At 67.0% G+C, this 22,153-nt stretch carries 23 protein-coding genes, 1 tRNA gene and 1 pseudogene; 10 read left to right on the top strand and 15 right to left on the bottom strand.

What is annotated here, in order from left to right; genetic code table 11:
• Positions 1–131 precede the first annotated feature (131 nt).
• Positions 132–446 carry a hypothetical protein gene (locus tag HHL10_RS21025; RefSeq protein ID WP_169162356.1) on the top strand — a complete coding sequence of 105 codons (315 nt, stop codon included), beginning with the start codon at positions 132–134 and terminating at the stop codon, positions 444–446.
• A 724-nt stretch (positions 447–1,170) separates the two neighbouring features.
• Here HHL10_RS21025 and HHL10_RS21020 read toward each other — a convergent pair.
• From HHL10_RS21020 to HHL10_RS21005, 4 genes are all read right to left on the bottom strand, one after another.
• Entirely contained in the window at positions 1,171–1,341 is a 171-nt protein-coding gene (locus tag HHL10_RS21020) for a hypothetical protein (RefSeq protein ID WP_169162355.1), read from the bottom strand.
• Between the two features lie 36 nt (positions 1,342–1,377).
• A complete protein-coding gene (locus tag HHL10_RS21015; RefSeq protein WP_169162354.1) occupies positions 1,378–1,533 on the bottom strand; it encodes a hypothetical protein in 156 nt (51 codons plus the stop codon).
• A complete protein-coding gene (locus HHL10_RS21010) occupies positions 1,533–1,820 on the bottom strand; it encodes a hypothetical protein (RefSeq protein ID WP_169162353.1) in 288 nt (95 codons plus the stop codon). The genes HHL10_RS21015 and HHL10_RS21010 overlap by 1 nt, the downstream gene beginning before the upstream one ends.
• Positions 1,821–2,238: 418 nt before the next feature.
• A complete protein-coding gene (locus HHL10_RS21005) occupies positions 2,239–2,751 on the bottom strand; it encodes a hypothetical protein (RefSeq protein ID WP_169162352.1) in 513 nt (170 codons plus the stop codon).
• Positions 2,752–2,951: 200 nt separating this feature from the next.
• Between HHL10_RS21005 and HHL10_RS21000 the strand changes: the two genes are divergently transcribed.
• Positions 2,952–3,830 (top strand): sensor histidine kinase, encoded by an 879-nt coding sequence (locus HHL10_RS21000; protein WP_169162351.1) that lies wholly within the window; start codon positions 2,952–2,954, stop codon positions 3,828–3,830.
• A 320-nt stretch (positions 3,831–4,150) separates the two neighbouring features.
• The gene (locus HHL10_RS20995) at positions 4,151–4,375 is read left to right on the top strand and encodes a CrpP-related protein (protein ID WP_169162350.1); all 225 of its coding nucleotides are present in this window, start codon (positions 4,151–4,153) and stop codon (positions 4,373–4,375) included.
• Positions 4,376–4,404: 29 nt separating this feature from the next.
• On the opposite strand, the gene HHL10_RS20990 is transcribed toward HHL10_RS20995, so the two are convergent.
• The gene (locus HHL10_RS20990; RefSeq protein WP_169162349.1) at positions 4,405–4,641 is read right to left on the bottom strand and encodes a hypothetical protein; all 237 of its coding nucleotides are present in this window, start codon (positions 4,639–4,641) and stop codon (positions 4,405–4,407) included.
• 271 nt (positions 4,642–4,912) lie between these two features.
• On the opposite strand from HHL10_RS20990, the gene HHL10_RS20985 reads away from it, so the two are divergent.
• A complete protein-coding gene (locus HHL10_RS20985) occupies positions 4,913–6,496 on the top strand; it encodes a hypothetical protein (RefSeq protein ID WP_169162348.1) in 1,584 nt (527 codons plus the stop codon).
• 92 nt (positions 6,497–6,588) lie between these two features.
• On the opposite strand, the gene HHL10_RS20980 is transcribed toward HHL10_RS20985, so the two are convergent.
• Positions 6,589–7,161 carry a trypsin-like peptidase domain-containing protein gene (locus tag HHL10_RS20980; protein WP_375138970.1) on the bottom strand — a complete coding sequence of 191 codons (573 nt, stop codon included), beginning with the start codon at positions 7,159–7,161 and terminating at the stop codon, positions 6,589–6,591.
• 486 nt (positions 7,162–7,647) lie between these two features.
• Here HHL10_RS20980 and HHL10_RS20975 point away from each other — a divergent pair, with 486 nt between their 5' ends.
• Positions 7,648–8,115 (top strand): hypothetical protein, encoded by a 468-nt coding sequence (locus tag HHL10_RS20975; RefSeq protein WP_169162347.1) that lies wholly within the window; start codon positions 7,648–7,650, stop codon positions 8,113–8,115.
• Between the two features lie 140 nt (positions 8,116–8,255).
• Here HHL10_RS20975 and HHL10_RS20970 read toward each other — a convergent pair whose 3' ends face one another.
• The 6 genes from HHL10_RS20970 to HHL10_RS20945 form a co-directional block, all read right to left on the bottom strand.
• Positions 8,256–8,486, bottom strand: coding sequence for a hypothetical protein (locus HHL10_RS20970; RefSeq protein WP_169162346.1), 231 nt, complete (start codon positions 8,484–8,486; stop codon positions 8,256–8,258).
• Between the two features lie 76 nt (positions 8,487–8,562).
• Positions 8,563–8,772 (bottom strand): cold-shock protein, encoded by a 210-nt coding sequence (locus HHL10_RS20965; RefSeq protein ID WP_169162345.1) that lies wholly within the window; start codon positions 8,770–8,772, stop codon positions 8,563–8,565.
• Positions 8,773–8,816: 44 nt separating this feature from the next.
• Positions 8,817–9,026 carry a transcription antiterminator/RNA stability regulator CspE gene (gene cspE, locus HHL10_RS20960; protein ID WP_169162390.1) on the bottom strand — a complete coding sequence of 70 codons (210 nt, stop codon included), beginning with the start codon at positions 9,024–9,026 and terminating at the stop codon, positions 8,817–8,819.
• 122 nt (positions 9,027–9,148) lie between these two features.
• Positions 9,149–9,409: a translation initiation factor IF-1 gene (gene infA, locus HHL10_RS20955; protein WP_169162344.1), complete on the bottom strand. Its 261-nt coding sequence runs from the start codon at positions 9,407–9,409 to the stop codon at positions 9,149–9,151.
• A gap of 725 nt (positions 9,410–10,134) precedes the next feature.
• Positions 10,135–11,850, bottom strand: coding sequence for a hybrid sensor histidine kinase/response regulator (locus HHL10_RS20950; RefSeq protein ID WP_169162343.1), 1,716 nt, complete (start codon positions 11,848–11,850; stop codon positions 10,135–10,137).
• A complete protein-coding gene (locus HHL10_RS20945) occupies positions 11,819–12,460 on the bottom strand; it encodes an MEDS domain-containing protein (RefSeq protein WP_169162342.1) in 642 nt (213 codons plus the stop codon). Before HHL10_RS20945 ends, HHL10_RS20950 begins: the two co-directional genes overlap by 32 nt.
• Before the next feature lie 197 nt (positions 12,461–12,657).
• On the opposite strand from HHL10_RS20945, the gene HHL10_RS20940 reads away from it, so the two are divergent.
• The 3 genes and pseudogenes from HHL10_RS20940 to HHL10_RS31405 all read left to right on the top strand — a co-directional run.
• Positions 12,658–13,791, top strand: a complete 1,134-nt coding sequence (locus HHL10_RS20940) for a PAS domain-containing sensor histidine kinase (protein WP_169162341.1) — start codon at positions 12,658–12,660, stop codon at positions 13,789–13,791.
• 344 nt (positions 13,792–14,135) lie between these two features.
• Entirely contained in the window at positions 14,136–16,031 is a 1,896-nt protein-coding gene (locus tag HHL10_RS20935) for a PAS domain-containing hybrid sensor histidine kinase/response regulator (RefSeq protein ID WP_310734643.1), read from the top strand.
• A gap of 1,339 nt (positions 16,032–17,370) precedes the next feature.
• Positions 17,371–17,601, top strand: a pseudogene (locus tag HHL10_RS31405) (PAS domain S-box protein); the annotation flags it as partial.
• Positions 17,602–17,756: 155 nt separating this feature from the next.
• On the opposite strand, the gene HHL10_RS30665 reads toward HHL10_RS31405, so the two are convergent.
• A complete protein-coding gene (locus tag HHL10_RS30665) occupies positions 17,757–18,053 on the bottom strand; it encodes a glutathione S-transferase N-terminal domain-containing protein (protein ID WP_235971686.1) in 297 nt (98 codons plus the stop codon).
• Positions 18,054–18,364: 311 nt separating this feature from the next.
• Between HHL10_RS30665 and HHL10_RS20925 the strand changes: the two genes are divergently transcribed.
• Entirely contained in the window at positions 18,365–18,538 is a 174-nt protein-coding gene (locus HHL10_RS20925; protein ID WP_169162338.1) for a hypothetical protein, read from the top strand.
• 55 nt (positions 18,539–18,593) lie between these two features.
• Here the strand turns inward: HHL10_RS20925 and HHL10_RS31240 are convergent, their stop codons facing one another.
• On the bottom strand, positions 18,594–18,941 hold the full coding sequence (locus HHL10_RS31240) for a phage integrase central domain-containing protein (RefSeq protein WP_310734642.1): 348 nt from the start codon (positions 18,939–18,941) through the stop codon (positions 18,594–18,596).
• A 461-nt stretch (positions 18,942–19,402) separates the two neighbouring features.
• A tRNA-Ser gene (locus HHL10_RS20915) sits at positions 19,403–19,493 on the bottom strand.
• A gap of 394 nt (positions 19,494–19,887) precedes the next feature.
• On the opposite strand from HHL10_RS20915, the gene HHL10_RS20910 reads away from it, so the two are divergent.
• Positions 19,888–22,149, top strand: coding sequence for an arginine/lysine/ornithine decarboxylase (locus HHL10_RS20910; RefSeq protein WP_169162337.1), 2,262 nt, complete (start codon positions 19,888–19,890; stop codon positions 22,147–22,149).
• Positions 22,150–22,153 lie beyond the last annotated feature (4 nt).

Genomic DNA, 22,153 nt, shown 5'->3' with positions numbered 1-22,153 from the left:
GGGCTTTTCGAGCCTGAAAGAGCGCCCGCCGTCCGCGGGCGCTTTTTTTGGCACGGGCCTTGCCGGCGGATGCTTGCAGGCCGCCGCTCACCGTGGAAGCATGGGGTGCTGCCGACGGCCAGGGGGGATCCATGGCATTGCGCACCTTGCTCTACCGCTATTTCTTCTTTGGCTGGCTGTTCCGTGATGCCAGCACCGGTACCGCGCTGGAACGCGCGGCGGCTTGGCGCCACAACCGCAGTCAGGCGCGATGGCTGCCGACCTACATGCGGCGCTGGATGTGCTGCGGCCTGCTGCTCTATCTGATGGGCGTGCTGGTGGAAAGCGTCTTCAGCGCGCCGCTGCTGTCCACGCTGTTCTATGTCACGGGATTGATGAGCGTGCCGGGCAACGCCGTCATGGCCGTGGCCTGGATCGGTTTCAAGGCGCTGTCGGGGCCGTTCTAGGGACTGCTGCAGCGTATTCAGGCCTGCGCGGCCGTGCATCGGGTTTTTTTGGGGACTTTTGTATTGGCAAGGCGGCCGGCTGCAATGACAGAGTCCCATCAGGAAACGCGGCAGCAAGCCGGCCCGACTTTCGCGATCGCCACTCCTGATCCGACGGAAGCTCGGTGGCGAATATTCAATGTCGTTCTAACCAAATGAATATGGCGTTTCCTCTAATCAGGCGGGAGTAATCTCAGGGCTGTTTCTGAAGGGGTAATCTTTTCATTCTTGATCATGCGTGAGATGGCTCGGTAGATAGGTGTCGGGCAGCCCATGGTTTTGGTATTTCTCGGGCAAGGTATTTCTATCCGAATATTTCGCTGCTCACGGTATTGATCATGGGATGCGATAGCAGTGGTGCGGGCTATTTTTCGGTGGTGAATAATCCTTTGCCATGTGATCCGCTTCTGATGGCTCCTGATCCTCGTTGTATGGCACGGCGTTGCAAGTCAGGCCACGCACACCGCCTCCCCGGAGTGTGTATCAGGCGGCGTTGGTATGCCGGAGTTCCTTCTTTGGATAACGAATCTGGCGCCGAGTTGGTTCGGTTATTTGCATCGAGCTGATTGTCATGTTGGACTGTCAGGGTTTTTGCTGCTGCGCATGAATGCGGCCGTTATCGTTTGAAACTTGTGACTCCAAGTGGTCCTGTGGTTTCAGGATCACCCCTTTCAAGGTGCGTTGATCAGTCAAGGCGTCCACGGGCCAGTACACGCGCTGTGGCGACATGGCACGCGGCTATGGCCGGCTGCAGCACCGCGAGCACGTTGTACGCCAGTACCGCCACGCCAAAGGCCAGCAGTGCCGCGCGCGGCTGCCCCAGGCTGGCGACTTCGCTATGCAGCACCGCCTCCAAGCGTTGGAACAGCTGTTCAATGGCCCAGCGCCGCCGCTACAGCCGTGCGATCGTGCACGCGTCCATGGCCTCGGGCGCCAGGTTGGTCAGCAGCCGCACCACCGTGTCGCCGTCCTCGGTGGGTACGTCCAGCGCCAGCTCTATGCGCCGCAGCGGCTGCGGCTCACCGCTGCCGCCCTTGGGCGGGGGCATCACCACGGGCTGCTCCGACACCATCCCCGTGTCGATGCGCCCACACGGGCGCAGCGGGCCGCACGGCGTGGGGTGCGGGTTGGCGCGCCGTGCTCGCGCACGATGAAGCACGCCCCTTGTGCGACCGAGCCGCCCAGGATCGCGCGGGTGCTGAAGTTGCAGTCGGCGATCCACAACTCGCCGCGCTGCGCCTGCTGCAGCAGCGGCTGCACGAGCAAGTGCTCCTGCACCTGCGCGTCCTGCGCGGGCACCATGTCGCTGAGCAAGGCCGTATCGGGGTCGAACACCACACCAGCGACTGCCCCGGCAGGGCCGCACCGCGGTAGCCGCGCAGCGGCTTGATGCGCCGCTCGCTGCCCGCCAAGTGGCTGCCGTCGAGGATGCGCACACGCCAGCCCGGGGCCAATGCCGGCTTGCCGCGCTGCAGCACCGCCATCACCGGCGCCAGGCGCCGGGCGCTGCCGGCCACGAGCGCGCGCACCAGGGCCGGCTCGGTGCCGTTGACCTTGTCGTACAGCGCCGTGATCGACACCGGCAGCGCCGCACCGGCAGCCGGCGCCGCCGCGTGCAGCGACGGGCGCAGCCCTACGGCCATCAGGCCCATGAGCTCCACCGTGGTCGAAAACAGCACCTGCGCATCGAAGCGCCCGAGCGGGTTGCGGATGCGCGCCCAGCGCAGGGGCAGCACGGCTGCCCGTCTTGGGTCTACACGGCGCAGCCCGAGGCGATGTCCACCGTGCGCACCGTCATGCCGTACCACTGCGGCGCCAGCACGCGCTGCCAGCACCTGAGCGGGTCATGCAGCACTTGCGCCAGGGCCGCCAGGCGCAGCCTCTTCTTGGCTGCACGCCCACGCTGGCCCGGCGTCATGGGCGCTGCTGCGGCGTACAGCCGCGCATCCAGCGCAGCCGCGGGATGCACGTCATGCGCGGCGCCAGCGCGCACAGCAGCCGCAGCGCCGAGAAGCTGGCGTGGGCCCACGAGGACCAACTCGCGCTCGTGCAGCCAGCGCACGATCTGGCGCAGCAGGCCGCGTGCGCGTTCGGTAAGCGACTTGTGGCAGCGCCCGCACTCGCGCTCGTAGCGCTCGGAGGGTGCCAGTGCGGTGAGCACGGGCAGCGCCCACACCCGCTGCGCCCACGGCACAGGCGCCGGCAGCATCACGCACAGCCAGCGCAGCCCACCGACCTTGACGAAGTGCCCGCGCGAGGAGCGCACGGCTGAGCACGCGATGGGAGTTCACAAAGTGCGCCTCGCTCGCCAGCCCAAGCACGCTGCGCGATCACGCCGAGCAGATCCTGCAGGCCGTTGCCGAGGATCTCAGGACGCCGCAAAGCCGCCAGGAGCAGGCGGCCAAGTCCAAGGGACAGGCCAGCGGCCTGCCTCTCCAGGGCAGGACAGCCGCGCAGACGCATGCCGTGCTGCGCGCCGCCAGCGGATTCTCGATGCAGCAGATGGTGGCCGAGTACCGCGCGCTGCGCGCGAGCGTGCTGCGCCTGTGGTTCGACGCCGTGCCACCGGGGCGGGAGGCCGTGGAGGACATCGGTCGCTTCAACGAGGCCATCGACCAAGCCGTCGCGGAGTCGGTCGATTTCTTCTCCAAGGAGGTGGACCGCTGGCGCAACGTGTTCCTGGGGGTGCTGGGCCATGACCTGCGCGGCCCGCTCAACGCCATCTTGCTGACATCGCAGCTCATCTCCAAGCTCGGCGACGGCACGCCGGTGAGCGAGCCCACCGCGCGGCTGATCCGCAGCGGCGAGCGTATGAAGGAGTTGCTCGACGACCTGCTCGACTACAGCCGCACTTCCCTGGACCTGGGGCTGCCTGTGTCGCCGGCGCCTTGTGACCTGGCCGCGGTGTGTCAGGAGGAGGTGGAGGTGCAAAGAGCCGCGCTGCCCGCCTGCCGCATCGAGTACGCGGTGGACGGCGCGACGCAGGGCACCTGGGATGCGTCGCGCATCAGGCAAGTTGTCGGCAACCTGGTCACGAACGCCGCCCGCTACGGCCATGCGGCCAGCCCGGTGGCGGTGAGGCTGCGTGGCAGCGAGACCGACGTCCACCTGTCCGTGGAGAACGAGGGCCCCACGATCCCGCGCGAAACCATCGAGCTCCTGTTCGAGCCGCTGCGCCGGGCCGCAGAGGGCAACGCCAAGGCCGAGCGCACCAGCATGGGACTGGGCCTGTTCATCGTGCGGCAGGTGGCACAGGCCCACGGCGGCACGGTGAGCGTGGACTCGGCCGACGGCCGCACGGTATTCACGGTCGTGCTGCCCAGGGCGTCGCGCCAGGCGGCTTGAGGGCGCGCCACCACCGCCGCGGCAGTCACGAGAGGTGTGTTGGGCGCACGGGCGCCAGCCAGCACAGCCGGCAGCGCCCAGGCAGCCGTCTTCCTGGGCATCTTGCTGACCTGCTCATCTCGCCTTGCCTGCGGGAGGGAGCCTGCGAAGTGGTAGAAGTGGCGCACCGACTTCTTCCCGATGAGGAATGGTCGCGAACGGCGGGAGTATTCCTTGACCATGCAACTTGATTCCCATGGAGTCCTTGTCCACGCCCGGCGTCCCGGATATGGAGCGGTACGCCGCGAGGTTCCAGGCCGTGTGGCTGCAGGAGCGGCGCCATGAAGCCGGGCGAGCGAGCCGAGTTAGAACGACAGGGCGCCAAAGCGGCGACACGCGGCGATGCCGCCGCGTCAAATCCGATGCTGCTGTTGCAGAACATGCCCGCTGCCACGGGCGAGACGATGCAGGAATGGGCCGTGCGTTACGACGCCTGGCGTGCGGGCTACGAGCATCAAGCCCTGAAGCCTGCTTCCGGTGGCTGGACGACGCTGTTCAAGCGCTGAAGGCAAACTGTGCTTGAGGGTCTTGACCTTCACCGGCGGCGCAGCGGTCGCAGGCGCTGCCTCGCTTCGCGCGCCTGTTGGCGAGTCAGCACCTCGCACATGACATGCAACGTGCTTTCCAAGGACGCTAGCAGTGCCTGGGCCTCCACGGTATCGCGGCCTTGCCGGATCAACTGGGCCACCAGCGCTGCCTGACGGTCCACGCGCGTCTTGGTTTCGGCGACGTGGCGCTGGGCCATCTCCAGCAGCGTTTCGTGTTTGGCCATGCCTGTCCCGGGCTATCGCGGCGCGGCCTCAAGGAGGCGGCACAGGGCTTTCTCCAGCGACGTTTCGTACAAGCACATCGGTATCCCCGTCTGCCGGTTTTGCTGCAATGCAGCATGATGCTCCGATTCCAGGGAAAACACCACGTCCCCGGCGATCGCGCCGAGCCGGCGCGGCTGCGCGCACCGCTGGCCGTGGCGGCCGTGCTGCGACGGCAGCGCTGGGGCAAGCCCTACATTCGAGCTTTCCCCCGCCGCACCTGCTGGTTTCACGATGGTTGACGATCCGCAAGACAAGCGCGCGCCCAAGGCCCGCCGCCCCCGCACCACGGTCCCGGTGCTCTCCGTGGGGCTCGGCCGGCAGGCCAGCGCGCCGCGGGTTGAACCGTGGGGGCTCGTGGTCGAGCTGCGACGCCCCATCGCCGTGCCAGTGTTGTTGAGCCGCAGGCAAGCCGCCACGCTGGGCCGGGCGTTCGTGGAAACGCTGTATCCGGACCGGGCGCAGCGCGAAGCCCTGTCGCGGGCAGGCCATGTCCTGGCGTTGGCCGACGGGCTGATGGGCGCCCACACCTTCCTCACCGACGTGGACGTCCAGTCGGAATTGCAGGAGATCGCGGCGTACCTGGGGTGGGCGCTGCCCGCCGCGCCGCGCCCGGACGAGATCCGCACGCCGTGCCTGACACTGACGGACTGTTTTCATGCCACCGACCGGTCCGACGACATGGCGGCATTCGCCACGGGGCTTTACGACGAGGCGGATGCCCAGTCGCTGTGCCTGCCGTTCTTTCGCGCGCACTTTGAACATCAGGGACCCGAGGCTGACCCCTTCGCCGGCGTGTTCGCCGATGCCGCGTACCAGCCCCGCAGCAAGAAGCTCGACGCGGCGCTGGCCCGCGCGCTTGGCGTCGAGGGCGCCGACATCCGTGGGCTGCACCTGGTGGCGCTGCCGCGCAGCAACCTGGCGGCCGCGGCCGAGCCGGATGAGCCCGCCACCGCGCTCGACTTCCACAAGCCGGGGTACGAGGGCAGGCTGTTCGAGCTGGCGCTGCGGGACAAGCACGAGCTCGACGCCTGCGAGCCGGGCGAGGAACTGGTCCGGGCGCTGCAGGCGATGCGGGCCCAGGCGGCCGACGAGCAGGCGACGCAGTTCGGGTGGCGGCGCCATGTCCCGGTGGCGGTCCAGCCCGGCGGCGAGGTGCTGCTGGGATTCGCGACGGTGGACGAGCTGGGCGCGGCCGTGCGCGAGACCTCGGCAGGGCAGGACACGGCCGGCGAGCGGCTGGCCTTGCGCTGGCAGCACTGGCTGATGGGCCACTACATCCCGCTGCTGCAGGAATGCTTCGATGCGGGATGCCGTGCCCTGGCGTTCTCTGCGCCGGCCGCGGCGGCGTCATGGGACGAGGGTGCGGTCCCGTCCGGTGCGCGGCGCGAGCTGCCTGCGCTCGATGCCGTCGTCGTCGAACCCAGCCGCCATGTGCGGGGCGACGTCGCCACGGGCGTACGAGCGCAGGCGTGGCGCTGCCTGGCCCTGGCCAGCGGCGCCCCGGACGAGAAGATCGCCAAGGGTGCTGCCGGCCGCGGCAACGCCTTCCTGCTGTGCGCGATCCTGGCCGTACTGGACGGGGACGACCACCCGGTGCGGCAGCTGAACTTCTTCCACACGACACCGTTTGCCGCCGACACCCTCAAGGACAGCGTCGAGCACCACGCCGAACAGCTGCAGCTGCCGCTGGAGTGGCGCTACACCTTGCTGTACGTGAGCGACGACGAGCTGCGCCTTGACGTGCTGCAAGCGCACGAGCTCCAGGTCAACGCGCCGGACGGTGCCCGGCAGGCGTTGCACCGGCGCGATCACTGAGGCTCCGCTACAGGGCCCGGCCGCTGAGGAATCTCAGGCGGCAGGGCGTGGGCCGGTGAGCGTGAGCAGGATGTCGGCATACCAGGCGCAGTTCAGCCCCAGCGCCTCGTCCTGCACCAGGTCACGGCTGGCGATGTCCATGCGCGACGAGTGCACGCCCAGCAGTCTCCAGGCAGCGCACGGGTGGCTGCGGTGGGCGACGGATCGCGCATGAGCACCGGCGCGCCGCTGGTGCCGCGGTGGGTGCGGGCGTCCGTCAGGAAGTAGCCCTTGCCCTGGAAGCGCAGCCCGTAGGAAGAAGCGATGGCGGCCTGGCGCACCACCGGCAGGTGATGCAGCCCGTCGTGGAAGCCCAGCGGGAAGCCCACGACCAGCAGCGCATCGCCCACCTCGATGGCATCGTGCGCCGCGGGCAGGTGCGCCGGCGTGAAGGCCTGCAGCACGCACGGCTGCGGCAGCGCGGCGCGGTCGATCTCGATCACCGCGACGTCGATCTCGCCGCCGGTGTCAGTGCCGTCGCGCCACACGCTTTTCCCCTCGCAGTACAGCAGCATGGACAGCCCCGTGGAGCGCGTCAGGTTGCCCAGCTCGGTGTGCAGCTCGATCTTGATACGGTCGGGAAAGTGCTGGCTCGGCTCGTCGATGAGCACATGCCGGCTCGTCACCAGGAACAGCCGGTCCTCTCGCTCGAAGAAGAAGCCGCTGGCCCCGGTCAGCGGCCGTTGCCCGTCAAAGGTACTGATGCGCCGCTGTGAGCAGGATAGGCTCGGGCGGCTTCGAGGCAGTCTGGTGCATGGGCATGGGCGTGCTTTCCTGAAGAAGGTGCCAAAGGGAGCTGCCGCTTCAATACATGGAATTTCCGTGAGGGGCCACTGCCGGGCATCACGGCGCGCAAGACGCATTGATTGGCGCGGGCGGGGGCCAGAAGGCAAGCCCAGCAACGTCACTTTTGGTACGGTCGCTGCAACGCGACCGGTGCCGACAGCGCCCCGGCATGGCTTGACGCACGCGACTCGCATGGGTGGCAGCGACTGATGTGCTTGACCATACACACGCCGCAGTAAAAAGGTTGCATTGTCAATTTAATCAACGCATGAAATCCCTGCTGCCTGCCAAACGCCCGTGGCATGGCACATTACACGCACATGCATATGAACCAACCGCTGCAGCTGCCCGAGTCGCTGACTGCCATCTTCACCCGCTTCGCCAACAGCTACAGCAGCTCTGGCATCCGGTTTTCCGACTTTCCAGGCCGCTGGGTTGCCTTTCAGGCCACCGAGTTGGAGCGCGGTACAGAACGCCCCCTGCTCGATATCGAGCCACCCAAAGACGATGTTCTGGAGGCCAAGGACAAGTTTGACGCCGACGCAACGGCCGCTGCCGGTGCAGGCGTTGAGGTCATCACCGTCAGCATGTATCTGGCGCAGCAATCGATGGTGGTGTGCAGCGCCGACGAAACGGATGAGCCTGGGCCGTCAAATCCCATGCTGTCGATTTCCGTGAGCAGCAGCGAGCAGTCGCTGGGAGTGTCTGGCTACGTCGAGCTCGACAGCGAAGGCGCACCGGTACGGATTGGCCAGCTGTTGCCGCTGTTCAGCATCAGCAAGGACGCGCGGTAAGGAGAGCCAGCCAGGAACCGCCAAGCCGGTGCCTGGCTGCCCAACATGACTGTGAGCCCACCGGGCCCCATTGCGGCACGGCATCGGGGCAACGGGTGACGGCGCGCCGTACAGGACTATGAGAATGCCGCGTTGCTGCGTCAGCGCGCCTTGCAGCCACCAGCGCAGACCAGCTGGTTCTTCCCCAAAAACCGCTTGGACTGCAGTTCGGAGCGGGGACGGTGCATGCCGCACTTGAAGCAGGACATGCTTGCGAGATGCATGCCCGCGGTGGTTCCTGCACTGTAGGGCGATCCCTGCGACTTGCGCTTGTAGCGCAGGCCGTCGTCCTGGACCACCGATGTCGCCGCTTCCTCAGGTTTCTTCGTCATCGCGTGCCTTTGCCGGGATGCAAGTCCGGGGAGGCGTCGCAGCGCCCAGAGGCACAGCGTGACGCATCCATGCTGATCACAACGGCCGAATGCTGGAAGCCTGCGGCCCCTTCCTGCCCTGCGTGATTTCGAACTCCACGCGCTGGTTTTCGGCAAGCGTCTTGAAGCCACCGCCCGTGATCTCGCTGAAGTGGGCAAACAAGTCGCTGCCACCGTTGTCGGGCTTGATGAAACCGAAGCCCTTGGGTTCGTCAAACCATTTGACGGTGCCGGTCTGGGTAGTCATGTTGTCAACCTTGTCGAAGCGGATTGGGGGACGCCGGTGCTGAATTACAGCGCCCGGATGGTGGAAGCCTGAGGCCCCTTCTTGCCTTGCGTGACCTGGAATTCCACGCGCTGGTTTTCGGCCAGGGTCTTGAAGCCGCTGCCCTGGATTTCGCTGACGTGGGCAAACAGGTCCTTGCCGCCGTTGTCAGGCGTGATGAAGCCAAAGCCCTTGGTTTCGTTGAACCATTTGACGGTGCCGGTTTCGGTGGTCATGTCGTCGTTCCTTGTCGTGACGGTGGTGGGAAAAGTGGGAATGCTCCAGCTCAGGCTGGTGCGTTGGACCAGCTTCCTGCCAAGGAAGCCGAAGTCGTGAGGTATTGCGGTGCGCGGGGTCATCAACGCCTGCGCTGTTGGGCCGACGCAGAAGGCCCCCGCCGCTCCAGATGCCGGAACGTGATGCGCCCCTTGCTGAGGTCGTAGGGCGAGAGCTCCAGCGAGACGTTGTCGCCGGCCAGGATGCGGATGTGGTGCTTCTTCATGCGCCCGGCGGTGTAGGCCACCAACTCATGGCCGTTTTCCAGCTTCACGCGAAAGCGCGAGTCCGGGAGGAGCTCGCCGACCACGCCCTGCATTTCGATCAGTTCTTCCTTGGCCATGGGGTCACTCCGAAGTATGCGAGAGATGGGAAACGGGGGCAGGGCATGCCGGGGCTTGGTCGGCAGCGGTGCGGCCGATCCAGTCCAGTCCTTGAGCGGTGGCGTAGTGCAGCGCGGCTTCGCCGGAGTCGAATTCCGGCGTGAAGCGCAGGACGCAGTCGTGGGTAGCGCTGCCGCGTCCGCTGCGAATGGAGACGGAGGCGGCGTAGCGGTCCTGCCCGAGAGCTCGGGTCAGAGGGGAGACAAGGTACTTGCCTACCCGAATGGATGTATCGATGGAGTGCTTTCTGCGGCGCGGCCCTTGGTCGGGGCTGGCCGGGTCTGACTGAAGTGGCGTGCGAGGCGCACGCACAGGCGGCGGATGAACTCGGTCCGGGCGCAGGGCTGGCAGGGGTATTCGCTGCGAGCCAGGGGCATCCAGAACATCGAGATCGCTGCAAGCAATCAGTAGCCCTGGGGAAGGAAGGAGATCAACTCGTGATCTTGGCGCTGGCTTCGGAAATGATCTTTGGCAAGGTCATCTGCTGCAAGCGCCAATGAATCAATATACCACCTTCGGGTCCGGTGCGTTTGGCCCGGTGCCTGCGGGCCTTTTCTGGCCGTTCGGTGCGCTACCAATATTGGGACACAGTACCAACGATTGCAGGCAAGCAAGGTCGGGCCCTCTTTGATTGCTGGCGGTCTCGAGGCTGCGCGCAGCGGTCGGCAACACCCGCCAGGGTCGATCACGGCAGCTCGCGTCGGCGGGCGCCCGTGGGGGCTGGAGGCTGCCTGGGAGGACACAGCGCCTCGATGGCGGCAACCAACGCGGCCGTATGGACAGGTTTCACGAAGTGGGTTTGGAACCCGGCAGCAGTTGCCCGCGCACGATCCTTGGGCTGACCGTATCCCGTCAGGGCAATGAGCCTGGGCTTGTCGCTGACCCCGCTGACTTGACGCAGCTTGTGCGCGAGCTCGTAGCCGTCCATCACCGGCAAGCCGATGTCGAGTATGGCCACGTCGGGGTCGAAGCCGGCAGACAACTTCAATGCCTCAACCGGGTCCGGTGCGGTGACCACTTCGAAGCCGTGCGCGACCAGTGCATCGTGCATCAGCTGCACGGCATCGGCGTTGTCATCGACAAGCATCAGGCGCAGCCTGCGACCGCTTCGCGCTGCCTCTATGACCGGGCTGTCTGCCGGCAGCGGCGGCGCGACGTCCTCGTGCAGCGGCAGTCTCACGGTGAAGGTCGATCCGCAACCGGTTCCATCGCTGCGAACCGTCACCGAGCCATGGTGCAGGTCCACGAGATTCCTGACGATGGCCAGCCCGATCCCCAGACCACCGCGCGAACGCTCGATGGTGGTGGTGCCCTGCTCGAACAGGTTGAACACGAGCGGCAGCAGCTTCGGCTCGATCCCGATGCCGTTGTCCTGGATGGCGACCTCCACGGCGTGCGAGCTGCAGGTCAGCCGAACCCCGATCTGGCCGCCGGCATCGGTGTACTTGGCGGCGTTGGTGAGGAGGTTGACGAACACCTGCCGCAACCGCGCAGGGTCGCCCATGACCCTGGCCGGCGTCTGCGGGGCTTCCAGTGCCAGCTGGTGCCGGCGCTGTTCTATCAACGGGCTCACGCTCTCGAAGGCCTCGGCCAGGACGGCTTGCATCTCCACCGCTTGCGGCTGCAATTCCACCCGCCCACGCGTGATGCGGGTGACGTCCATGAGATCGTCAACCAGGCGCGTCAGGTGGCTGACCTGGCGCTCGATGATTTCCTGTTCCCGCGAGGGCGGCTGATCGCTGCGCCGCCGCATCAGCTGCAAGGCCGTGACGATGGGCGCCAGCGGGTTCCTAAGCTCGTGTCCGAGCATGGCCAGGAACTCGTCCTTGGCGCGGCTGGCCTGCTCGCGCTCGTGGTTCAGCCGCGCGGTGTGCAACCCGGTCGTGGCCAGCGACACCGCGGCGCGCAGGACGGCACCGTGGGCCAGCGACGGGAAACCCTCGTCACGCGAGGCGAACCAGATGCTGCCGCCGCGCGACCCCGAGCCCAGGTACAACCGGATCACGCGCAGCGGACCCAGCGGGGTGTCCTGCAGCATCGACTTGTCCGTGTGGTGCGCCATGCCGTTGCAGGCCTGCACGAAAGGCTCCCACGCGAGGGTCTGTGCATCGTCCAGGGTGCGCCCGTTGACCCGCAGCACTCTCGTGGGCAGCTGCGACGGCAGGATGGGAACCTGCACGCAGGACACCGTCAGCGGCACGATGCGCTCGACCGCCTGGGTCATGAGCTCCAGGATCGTTTCGCCGTCCCTGCCCGCCCACAGCGCCGGCAGGGCCAGCAGGCCCATCAGGTCGCGCAGCACCTCCTGGGACGGTGCAGGTCCGCCACGATGCTCAGGAACGTCCGACCGGCCGTGCTGCCGCCCGCCTTCAGGCGGCAGCGGATGGGGCGGATTGCTCACGGGCGCGCAGTTCCCGCAGCATCTGGGCGGGAGGGGTGTAGAACGGGTTCTCCTGCACGACGCCGCCGATGATCGTCAACGGATGGGTGCGAAGCAGGTCCATCATCATCGCGCCGCTGAGCTTGGCCACGTCGTACACACACACGGCCGGCTGACGGTTGCGCGACAGCACGTCATTGACCTCGGCTTCGTACTCGATGAGCTTCTCGGGCGAGGCGGCGGCGCCGTGAAGCGCCCAGGCCATGTTGCCCATGATCCGCAACCGCTTGAAAGTCCCGTCGGGAACCGAAGTGGTCATCGCATCCAGCGTGGCCAGCATGCGGTCCTTGTCGAAGACGCCCTGCTCGTCCAGGTAGGCCTTGCGCCAGGGCAGGATTTCAAGCAGCCCGCAGGCCTCGCACTGGGAGGTATCGATTCCAGCAGCCGACAGCCGCGCACGGTGTTCGTCCATCAGGCAGGGGTCGACGATGTGGACGTTCTTCTCGCCCTGCTGCACCCCTTCTGCAAAGAAGGGCGCGAGCACGTCGTACTCCTCGTCGCGGCTGTTGAAGAACGCGCAGACATGGAAGTATTCCAATGCCGTTCCGGCAATGGAGAGTTGATCACTCACGGCAACCCTTCGAAAGGCAGCAGTTTGCCGCAAGGTGAGCGCCCAGGCTCGGATAGGGGCAGTGCTGTACAGGTCGCTGATCCAGACAGGCTGCTGCCGGGCCGAACGGCTCACCGAGGACGCCGCGCAGGACTGCAGGCGGCTTGCCGCTTCTTCGCATGTGGCTTGCCCTCTCCACAGCCAAGGAGCGACAAGCAATGGCCCCCACTGAAAACGCGCGAGTGCTCGACCGGTGGCTCCACCAGAACGCCGACCACGCCGTCATCGTCATCGGGCTCGACGGCCGGATCCAGCAATGGCTGGGAGCCTGCGAGCGCCTCTTCGGCTACAGCGCTGCACAGGCGGTTGGCCAGCCTGGCGCCGTTCTCTTCACGGAAGAGGATCGCCAGCGTGGCTTGCCCGAGCTGGAACTGCAGGAGGCCCTGCACAGTCCGCGCTCGGAGGACGACCGCTGGCATGTGCGCCGGGACGGCTCGCGGGTCTATGTGATCGGCTCTGCCGTTGCGGTGCGCGACGAGCACGGGCAGCCCATGGGTTTCGTGAAGATGCTGCTGGATCGCACCGACAAGCGCAGCTACCTCGAAGCGCTGGAGAACCGCCTTCGCGAGCAGGCCAACACCAAGGCCTACAAGGAAGTCGCGGTCACGACGCTGGCGCACGAGTTGCGCAACCCGCTGGCGCCGCTGTCCAACGCCGTGCAACTGATCCGGCTGACTCCCGGCGCCCAGAACATCGAGCTGCCGCTGGGCATCATCGAGCGGCAGCTCGATGCACTGCGGCGCCTGGTGGACGACCTCAGTGATGCGGGCAGGGTTTCCAGCCACAAGATGAGCCTGCACCGGGAGCAGACTGACCTCGCTGCCCTGCTGCGCGAACTGGCCAGCGGCATGAGCTCAGAGTTCCAGGGCCGCCAGTTGACGTTGACCGTTCTCCTGCCACCCACACCCATCCTGCTGGAGTTGGACCGCGGGCGGCTCCAGCAGGCGGTGATGAACCTGCTGAGCAACGCACTGCGCTACACGCCCGCAGGCGGGCAGGTCTGGCTCAAGGGCACGGTCGAGGTCGACCATGCCGTGATCCGGGTTTCGGACACGGGAATCGGCCTGGCGCCTGAGACGCTGCCCCACATCTTCGAGCTGTTCACGCGGGCGCCGTCCGCCGAAAGCCTGGCCCCGAGCGGCATGGGCATCGGCCTGGCCCTGGTGAAGCAGATCGCTGAACTGCACGGGGGTGCGGTGGAGGTGCGCAGCGACGGGCCTGGCAAGGGATGCGAGTTCAGCTTGCGATTGCCGTCACATCGACATCGCCTCGGTCCGGATCGAACGACATGACGCGCGGGAGCCCAGCCGCACCTGGCTGCCCAGTGCCGGCCAGGCAACTCCTGGGGCGGCCCGTGATCTTCCCGGTCCGGCTGTGCCGGTCCTGGGGCTGCCAATTGCTGCCGGTCGGAATTCGAAGCACCTTGGGGTCAGGGGCGGCCTGGCAGACCAACGCAGACTCGCAGAAAGTCCAGGAAGCAGCGCCGGTGGCAATCGACGACCATCCGGGGTGCCCTGGCGGCTTCATCCAGCGCCGCGCTGCTGCCCACAACCTGGGGCGGCGAACATGGCTGACGTACGCACGCCATGTGCGGTGCTCCACATGCCAGCCCACCGGTACCCCACCTCTTTGCCCCGTGACTCTTCCCCCTACCACCCCGCCGGACGACCGCTTCCGGCTGCTCGTCGAGAGCGTGCAGGACTACGCGATCTTCATGCTCGACACGAGCGGACGCGTGCAGAGCTGGAACCTCGGCGCGCAGCGCCTCAAGGGCTATGAGGCTGCGGAGATCATCGGCCGCTCCTTCGAGGTCTTCTATCCGCGCGAGGTCGTCGAACGCGGCTGGCCCCGGGAAGAGCTGGAGCGCGCCGCGGCACTGGGCCGCTTCGAGGACGAGGGCTGGCGCGTGCGCAAGGACGGCAGCACCTTCTGGGCCAGCGTCGTCATCACCGCGCTGCGCGACGAGCAGGGACGGCTCACGGGCTTTGGCAAGGTCACGCGCGACCTCACCGAGCGCAAGCGCCAGGAAGAGACGCTGCGCCGCAGCGAGGAGCAGTTCCGGCTGTTGATGCAGTCGGTCAAGGACTACGCCATCTTCATGCTGGACCCCGAGGGCAGGGTGCTGACCTGGAACGCGGGCGCGCGGGCCATCAAGGGCTATGCGGCCGACGAAGTGATCGGGCGGCACTGCTCGATGTTCTTCACCGTCCAGGACATCGAGGCGGACGTGCCCCGGCGCGAGCTGGAGAGCGCACTGCGCAGCGGCCATGCGGAGGCTGAGGGCTGGCGCGTGCGCAAGGACGGCACGCTGTTCTGGGCCAACGTCGTGATCACGCCGGTGCATGACGATGCGGGCGTGCTGCACGGCTTCGCCAAGGTCACGCGCGACCTCACCGAGCAGCGCCGCATGCAGGAGCTGGAGCACTCGAGCCGGCGCATGCACGAGTTCCTGGCCATGCTCGCGCACGAGCTGCGCAACCCGCTCGCGCCCATCCGCAACGCCAGCGAGATCATGCAGCGCATGCCCGAGCTGCCCGCGCCGCTGGTGCGCGTGCGCCAGATCATCGACCGCCAGCTGCGCCACCTCACGCGGCTGATCGACGACCTGCTGGACGTGGCGCGCATCGTCAACGGCAAGATCGTGCTCAGGCCCGAGCTGCTCGACTACCGCGACGTCGTCGGTGCCAGCGCCGATGCCGTCCGCCCGGTGGTGGCCTCACGCAGCCAGCGGCTGGAAGTGGACCTGCCGGCCGCGGCGCTCACGATGAGGGCCGATGCCACCCGCATCGCGCAATCGCTGCAGAACCTGCTGGGCAACGCCTCGCGCTACACGCCCGAAGGCGGCGAGATCCGGGTGGCCGTGCGCGTAGAGGGCTTGGCGTGCCTGACCACGGTCACGGACACCGGGTGCGGCATCGCGCCCGAGGCGCTGGAGCGCATCTTCGGGCTCTTCGAGCAGGCAGACACGCCGCAGCAGCACGCCGAAGGCGGGCTGGGCATCGGACTGTCCCTGGCGCGCAAGCTCGTGGAGCTGCATGGCGGAACGCTGTACGCGTCCAGCCAGGGGCCTGGGCAGGGCAGCATTTTCACCATGCTGTTGCCGCTGGAGCCGCGCGACGCGCTCCAGCCACCGCCCCGCCAGCGGCCTGAAGGCGCCAGCCCGACCGCGAGCTGCCGCGTGCTGGTGGTGGACGACAACCGCGACTCGGCCGACACCATGGTGTCGCTGCTGCAGCTGCTGGGCCACGAGGCGCACGCCGTGTACGGGGCGCGGGACGCAACAGGTGCCGCCCGGCGCTTCCAGCCTCAAGTGGTGCTGCTGGACCTCAACATGCCCGACGGCGACGGCTTCTCGGTGCTGCAGCGGCTGCGTGAGACCGGGCACGGGACGGTGTTCGTGGCAGCGATGACGGGCTACGGCCAGGAGGCGGACCGGCGGCGCACCGCGCAGGCGGGTTTCCAGGCGCATCTGACCAAGCCGGTCAGCATCGACGAATTACAGCGCCTGCTGCGCACAGCCGTCACTGCGTAGCCTTACAGCAACGCCACCAGTTGCGGCCCAGGCACCTCGCGGGCGGCATGGCGTCCTGCAGGGCAAGGTGCCTGCTTCTGGTACCGGTGTTCCGGAGGACCCCTCCCGTACCATGCGAGCCCCGTCCTTCGCCTGTTCGACGGGAGTTTGGGCATGAAGGAACAACCCATGCCCGAAGCCCTCGCCAGCGCGGTGGTGCCCGGGAGACGGCGTACTTCACCTTCTCGCTGGGCCCGCTGCGCAGCGTCAACCCGGCAGCGCGCCTGATGCAGACCGACGACCTGGGCATTGCGCGCGGCACGCCGCCGGTGCAGGAACTGGTGGAGTTCTACAACCATCGCCGCTGGCTGGGCTGGGACCTTGCTGTGCGGCATGGTGGACCGCTCGCACCCGCTGTGGAGCTACCTGCTGGACAACGGCGCACAGCCCCAGGACCTGAGCTGGTTCCAGCACCAGGCCTGCCTGCCCGACGTCATCGGCGTCAACCACTACATCACCAGCGATCGCTGGGTGAATCACCGCGTCGAGCACCAGTCCGATCAAATCCCCGTCGCCTTCACAAGTGCTCTTGCAGCTTGCTGGCACAGGCGTAGATTGAAAACGTCATCCGAGAAGCGGCGCCGAGCCCGAACGGGACGCCCAAAGGCCAGCCAAGTACCGCTCCCGCCTCAACCTTGAGGGTGACTGGCAGCCCGTCATGCGGCCACTACCGCTGGCGGGTTGCTTCATTTCAGCTTCCAAACGCGCCACTGGCGCAGCTTGGCAACCGCTCGATCCCGTACCTTGGCGTCCTGTGACAGCGGGTGATCCCGGTGGGGCAAGCCTTCACGCTTGAGCATGCCCTGCGTCCAGCCGTCCTCCCAAGCGTCTGCCTGAGGCGAGTGATGAACGAACGGGCACCGGCAGTTCAGCATCCGCTGCCCGGTCTCAAAGCCCGCGAGCCAGATCTGGTACGAGATTGTTTGTTCCACCGCTGGACCCCTTTGCACGGCGCCGGCAAACCCAGGGCCTACCGGGCGTCCTCGGGGTCCCTCGCGGCGTCGGCAGCGCTACCGCTGCACGCCGTGGCGGGGGGTAACCGCCCCGGCCAGACTCTCATGCGCTGGCGGCTCGGCACGCAGGTTGGAACAACGACGGTAGTACGCCAGGTTTCCATGAGCCGGGCCGCCTTCGTGAGCGTGTCGCTGGGCAAGGCGGTGCGCACACCCCGGGTCATGGCCTGGAAAGCCTGTGTTCTGACGCGCTCCTTCAGTGCAGACCGGGGCGTTGGCATGGCAAGCGCTGTTCCCCGCTGGATGCTTTGCAGCTTGCACAGCGAAACGCCGGCACCTTGCACCGGGTGCTTTCGATCCAGACCGTGGGCGTGCTTTTCTTCGGGCTCGACGGCCGCGTCCACGACGCCAACGCCGCATCCGAACGCATGACCGGCTATGCCGTGAGGGAGCTCAGGAGCGGCTCGCACTGGAACGCCCTGACCCCGCCGGAGTTCTGGGACGTGACGGCCCAGGCGGCCTCGGAGCTGGCGCAGCGCGGCGGGACGGTGCCCCACGAGAAGCAGCTCATCCGCAAGGACGGCTCGCGCTTATCACGGCATTCCGGGGTCGCTGGCCTCGCAGCTGGTGCTGGGCCTGGGCATCGGCGAGCTCAAGCTGATGACCAGGGTCGCCAGGATCGGCGTCGCGGTGACCGATACGCCACCGGCGGACGCAGTGACCGCATGGGATCTCAACGAGGTCCTGGACCAATCCGCGGCAACTCACTGAATCCCGGCGCGGAACCCGTCGGCGCCGACAGCTCAGCACCCGCGCTCAGCACCACATCGTCATCCTCGATCACCGGCACTTGCTGGAACGGGCTGAGGCGGCCGAATTCTTCGCGCTTGAGTTCGCCCGCGAGCAGGTCCAAGCCGCGCACCCGGTAGGGCAAATCAACTTCCTCCAGCGCCCACTGCACGCGCAGATCGCGGGTGTGGCCCATTGCCAGCTCGGGCAGGCGGTGAGCGAAGCCATGGAGCGTGATCATGGTGGGTTCCTTGGCCGAGCCCCATGCCCGGCACCATGCGTGTCGGCAAGGGATGTTCCGGACAGCGCCGGCTGGGGCTTTCACGGCGGAAAGAGACGACCCTGGCGCCTAGGGGAGCCTTGCGGGGGCGATTCGAGGCCGGCCAGCGCTGCGCGTTTATTCGCACAAGGACCGTTCGAGGCGGTTTTTCCCTCGGGTTGACGACCCGGCCGGCGGCCTCTGGTTCCGCGCCGGTCGATAAGGGCTCCCGCCGCGGGCCTCGCCGTGGCCCGCAGGGCGCGCTGCTGTACTACGCGGCCACGCACGGCCGCATGGGCACGATCGCGCACGAGCAGAGCCTGATCATCGACCCCGGCGCCCGCATCTTCGACTGGCTCGTGGCGCGGGGCATGCGGCTCGTGCTCAAGACCAGCGACTCGGTGTCGCGCGGCGTGAGCGACATCCTGCGCGTCATCGCCAAGGACAGCCCACCGCTGCAGGAGTGAGGGTGTGGGGCTGCCGAGAGGGCAGGCAACGGATCCGCCCCGGGTGGCCGGCGGCTCAGGTGGCGGACAGGTTGCCGGCTGCGGCCGGCCGGTCCAGGAAGGCGGCCCAGTCGTCCATGAGCCGGCGCCGCTTCTCGAACAGGTCGCCGCGCCGGTAGGCCGCCTCCACCTTGTCGCCGATGGCATGCGCCAGCGCCATCTCGGCCACCTCGCGCGGGAACTGCGTGCGCTCGGCAGCCCAGTCGCGGAAGGTGGAGCGGAAGCCGTGCGCCGCGGCCCAGTCCAGCACCTGCTCGATGTGGCCGCGCACCCGGCTCGCCGTCTCGGTCTTGGCCTGCCAGATCGGCTCCAGCACGGCCAGGACATGCTGCAGCTGCACGTCGCGCACCAGCAGCGTGCCCATGACCGGATGCGCCTAGGTCTCCAGGGAGTTCGCCCATTGCTGGGCGTGCTTGGCGTTGCGCCAGCCCGGGGCATGCGACCTGATGAACCGGGCCGCGCAGTCCCGGAAGGTCAGGGCCGTGGCACGCTCGGCCTGCAGCCGCGATCGGGCAGCGAGGCTCTCCTCGATGGGGTCCACGGCCGCGCGCCCGTGGGCTTGACCTGCAAGGCCAGGCCGGCCACGCCGCCGACGAAGTGGAGCCCGGCTCGACGAGGCGGGAAACCGCGAGCGCGCTGAGTTCGACTGCGACCCGACCCATGCCGAACCTCCGGATGCCTGACGGTCTTGCGACCCGTCATGCTACCCATCAAATCTGGAGCGATTGGGTGCGCCGTGGTGGCACGTCGTGGGTGGGGACTTCGACCTTTTTCCTGCGGGACAGGGACTTGCAGGAGGCCGTGAAACACCTCGGGAGCCCAAGGTGGCGGAGGGAGCGGGATTCGAACCCGCGGTGGGCTATTAACCCACACACGCTTTCCAGGCGTGCGACTTAAACCACTCATCCATCCCTCCGCGGATGGTTTCGGTTGTGAGCACCGAAGCCGCTTATTCTAACTCACAAATTTGCCACTTTGAACAGTGCGAACTGATTTTGTTGGGAGCCACCGCCTGTCCGGAGCAAGTGCCACAGCTCACCGTGGCAGCGCCCACCAGCGCGGTGGCCATCAGTTGGGGCACGGACTTCGGGCTCAGCATGCGCGGCCCATGCGCCAGCCATGGCGTCCAGGGCCTCCTGGCCAGCTCGGACAGCACCAGCGCGCTGGCAGCCAATCACCACGGGACCGCGTCGCGCAGGTCCATGCCTTGCTCCGATGTCAGTGGGGATATCGCATGGACGGCACTGTCGTCACCAGCGCCTACACTTCGCGGTTTTCTTGAAGGACCAACGCCCGGGAGGGCTGCCCGCATGCTGCGTTACCGTTTCCCCATTTTCATCATCGACGAGGACTTCCGCTCGGAGAACACGTCCGGCCTGGGCATCCGGGCGCTGGCGCAGGCGATCGAGAAGGAAGGCTTCGAAGTGCTGGGCGTCACCAGCTATGGTGACCTGAGCCAGTTCGCGCAGCAGCAAAGCCGCGCCAGCGCCTTCATCCTGTCCATCGACGATGAGGAATTCACCGCCGCCGAGGACGAGGAAGACGCGGCGGTGCAAAACCTGCGCAAGTTCATCGCCGAGATCCGCTTCCGCAACACCGACATCCCGATCTACCTGTACGGCGAGACGCGCACCTCGCAGCACATTCCCAACGACATCCTGCGCGAGCTCCACGGCTTCATCCACATGTTCGAGGACACGCCGGAGTTCGTGGCCCGCCACATCATCCGCGAGGCCAAGAGCTATCTCGACTCGCTGGCGCCGCCGTTCTTCCGCGCGCTGGTGGATTACGCCCAGGATGGCTCCTACTCCTGGCACTGTCCGGGTCACTCGGGCGGCGTGGCGTTCCTCAAGAGCCCGGTGGGGCAGATGTTCCACCAGTTCTTTGGCGAGAACATGCTGCGCGCGGATGTGTGCAACGCCGTGGATGAGCTGGGCCAGCTGCTGGACCACACCGGCCCCGTGGCGGCCAGCGAGCGCAATGCGGCGCGCATCTTCAACGCCGACCACTGCTTCTTCGTCACCAACGGCACCAGCACCTCCAACAAGATGGTGTGGCACCACACGGTGGCGCCGGGCGACGTGGTCGTTGTGGACCGCAACTGCCACAAGAGCATCCTGCACTCGATCATCATGACGGGCGCGGTGCCGGTGTTCCTGACGCCCACGCGCAACCATTACGGGATCATCGGTCCGATCCCGCAAAGCGAGTTCAGCCGCGAGTCGATCCAGAAAAAGATTGCCGCCAACCCGCTGCTCGAGGGCATCGACCCTGCGAGCGTGCGCCCGCGCATCCTCACGCTGACGCAGAGCACCTACGACGGCGTCCTCTACAACACCGAAACCATCAAGGGGATGCTCGACGGCTGGATCGACACCATCCACTTCGACGAGGCTTGGCTGCCGCACGCGGCCTTCCATGGCTTCTACGGCTCCTACCACGCCATGGGCAAGAAGCGCGGGCGCCCGAAGAGCTCGATGGTTTACGCCACCCAGAGCACGCACAAGCTGTTGGCCGGCTTGTCGCAAGCCTCGCAGGTGCTGGTGCAGGACTCGCAGACCCAGAAGCTCGACCGCCACCTCTTCAACGAGGCTTACCTGATGCATACCTCGACCTCGCCGCAGTACGCGATCATCGCGTCGTGCGACGTGGCGGCCGCCATGATGGAGCCGCCGGGAGGCACGGCGCTGGTGGAGGAGAGCCTGCGCGAGGCGCTGGACTTCCGCCGTGCCATGCGCAAGGTGGACAAGGACTTTGGCCACGACTGGTGGTTCAAGGTCTGGGGGCCGGAGCTCGAGCTGGCCGCCGACGGCATCGGCCAGAGTGCGGACTGGATGCTCCACGCCAACGAGGACTGGCATGGCTTTGGCAACCTGGCGCCGGGCTTCAACATGCTCGACCCGATCAAGAGCACGGTCATCACGCCGGGGCTGGATGTCAGCGGCGAGTTCGACACCACCGGCATCCCGGCCTCAATCGTGACCAAGTTCCTGGCCGAGCATGGCGTGGTGGTGGAAAAGACGGGCCTGTACTCGTTCTTCATCATGTTCACCATCGGCATCACCAAGGGCCGCTGGAACACACTGCTGACGGCGCTGCAGCAGTTCAAGGACGATTACGACCGCAACCAGCCACTCTGGCGCATCCTGCCCGAGTTCTGTGCGGCGCATCCGCGCTACGAGCGCATGGGGCTGCGCGACCTGTGCCAGGCCATCCACAAGGAGTACCGCCAGCACGACGTCGCGCGGCTGACCACGGAGATGTACCTGTCGGACCTGCAGCCGGCGATGAAACCCGCCGATGCCTATGCGCGCATCGCGCATCGCGACACCGAGCGGGTCGAGGTGGACGCGCTGGAAGGACGCATCACTACCTCGCTGGTGACGCCGTACCCGCCGGGTATTCCGCTGCTGATCCCGGGCGAGCGCTTCAACCGCAAGATCGTGGATTACCTGCGCTTCGTGCGTGCCTTCAACGAGAAATTCCCGGGCTTTGCCACCGACGTGCACGGCTTGGTGGAAGAGGAAGTCGACGGCCAGCGGCGCTACTACGTGGACTGTGTGCGTGCCTGACGCG

It is taken from the genome of Azohydromonas caseinilytica (assembly GCF_012927045.1).
Lineage (GTDB): Bacteria > Pseudomonadota > Gammaproteobacteria > Burkholderiales > Burkholderiaceae_C > Azohydromonas > Azohydromonas caseinilytica.
Note: the sequence above shows the minus strand (reverse complement) of the source record. Positions and strands in the feature narration are given on the sequence as shown.

What these genes read in the sequence shown, in the direction of transcription:
- HHL10_RS21025 (WP_169162356.1), top strand. Translation starts at nt 132, where the DNA reads ATGGCATTGCGCACCTTGCTCTACCGCTATTTCTTCTTTGGCTGGCTG.
- HHL10_RS21015 (WP_169162354.1), bottom strand. Translation starts at nt 1,533, where the DNA reads ATGCCCCCGCCCAAGGGCGGCAGCGGTGAGCCGCAGCCGCTGCGGCGC.
- HHL10_RS20995 (WP_169162350.1), top strand. Translation starts at nt 4,151, where the DNA reads ATGAAGCCGGGCGAGCGAGCCGAGTTAGAACGACAGGGCGCCAAAGCG.
- HHL10_RS20990 (WP_169162349.1), bottom strand. Translation starts at nt 4,641, where the DNA reads ATGGCCAAACACGAAACGCTGCTGGAGATGGCCCAGCGCCACGTCGCC.
- HHL10_RS20985 (WP_169162348.1), top strand. Translation starts at nt 4,913, where the DNA reads ATGGTTGACGATCCGCAAGACAAGCGCGCGCCCAAGGCCCGCCGCCCC.
- HHL10_RS20975 (WP_169162347.1), top strand. Translation starts at nt 7,648, where the DNA reads ATGAACCAACCGCTGCAGCTGCCCGAGTCGCTGACTGCCATCTTCACC.
- HHL10_RS20970 (WP_169162346.1), bottom strand. Translation starts at nt 8,486, where the DNA reads ATGACGAAGAAACCTGAGGAAGCGGCGACATCGGTGGTCCAGGACGAC.
- HHL10_RS20965 (WP_169162345.1), bottom strand. Translation starts at nt 8,772, where the DNA reads ATGACTACCCAGACCGGCACCGTCAAATGGTTTGACGAACCCAAGGGC.
- cspE (WP_169162390.1), bottom strand. Translation starts at nt 9,026, where the DNA reads ATGACCACCGAAACCGGCACCGTCAAATGGTTCAACGAAACCAAGGGC.
- infA (WP_169162344.1), bottom strand. Translation starts at nt 9,409, where the DNA reads ATGGCCAAGGAAGAACTGATCGAAATGCAGGGCGTGGTCGGCGAGCTC.
- HHL10_RS20940 (WP_169162341.1), top strand. Translation starts at nt 12,658, where the DNA reads ATGGCCCCCACTGAAAACGCGCGAGTGCTCGACCGGTGGCTCCACCAG.
- HHL10_RS30665 (WP_235971686.1), bottom strand. Translation starts at nt 18,053, where the DNA reads ATGATCACGCTCCATGGCTTCGCTCACCGCCTGCCCGAGCTGGCAATG.
- HHL10_RS20925 (WP_169162338.1), top strand. Translation starts at nt 18,365, where the DNA reads ATGGGCACGATCGCGCACGAGCAGAGCCTGATCATCGACCCCGGCGCC.
- HHL10_RS31240 (WP_310734642.1), bottom strand. Translation starts at nt 18,941, where the DNA reads ATGGGCACGCTGCTGGTGCGCGACGTGCAGCTGCAGCATGTCCTGGCC.
- HHL10_RS20910 (WP_169162337.1), top strand. Translation starts at nt 19,888, where the DNA reads ATGCTGCGTTACCGTTTCCCCATTTTCATCATCGACGAGGACTTCCGC.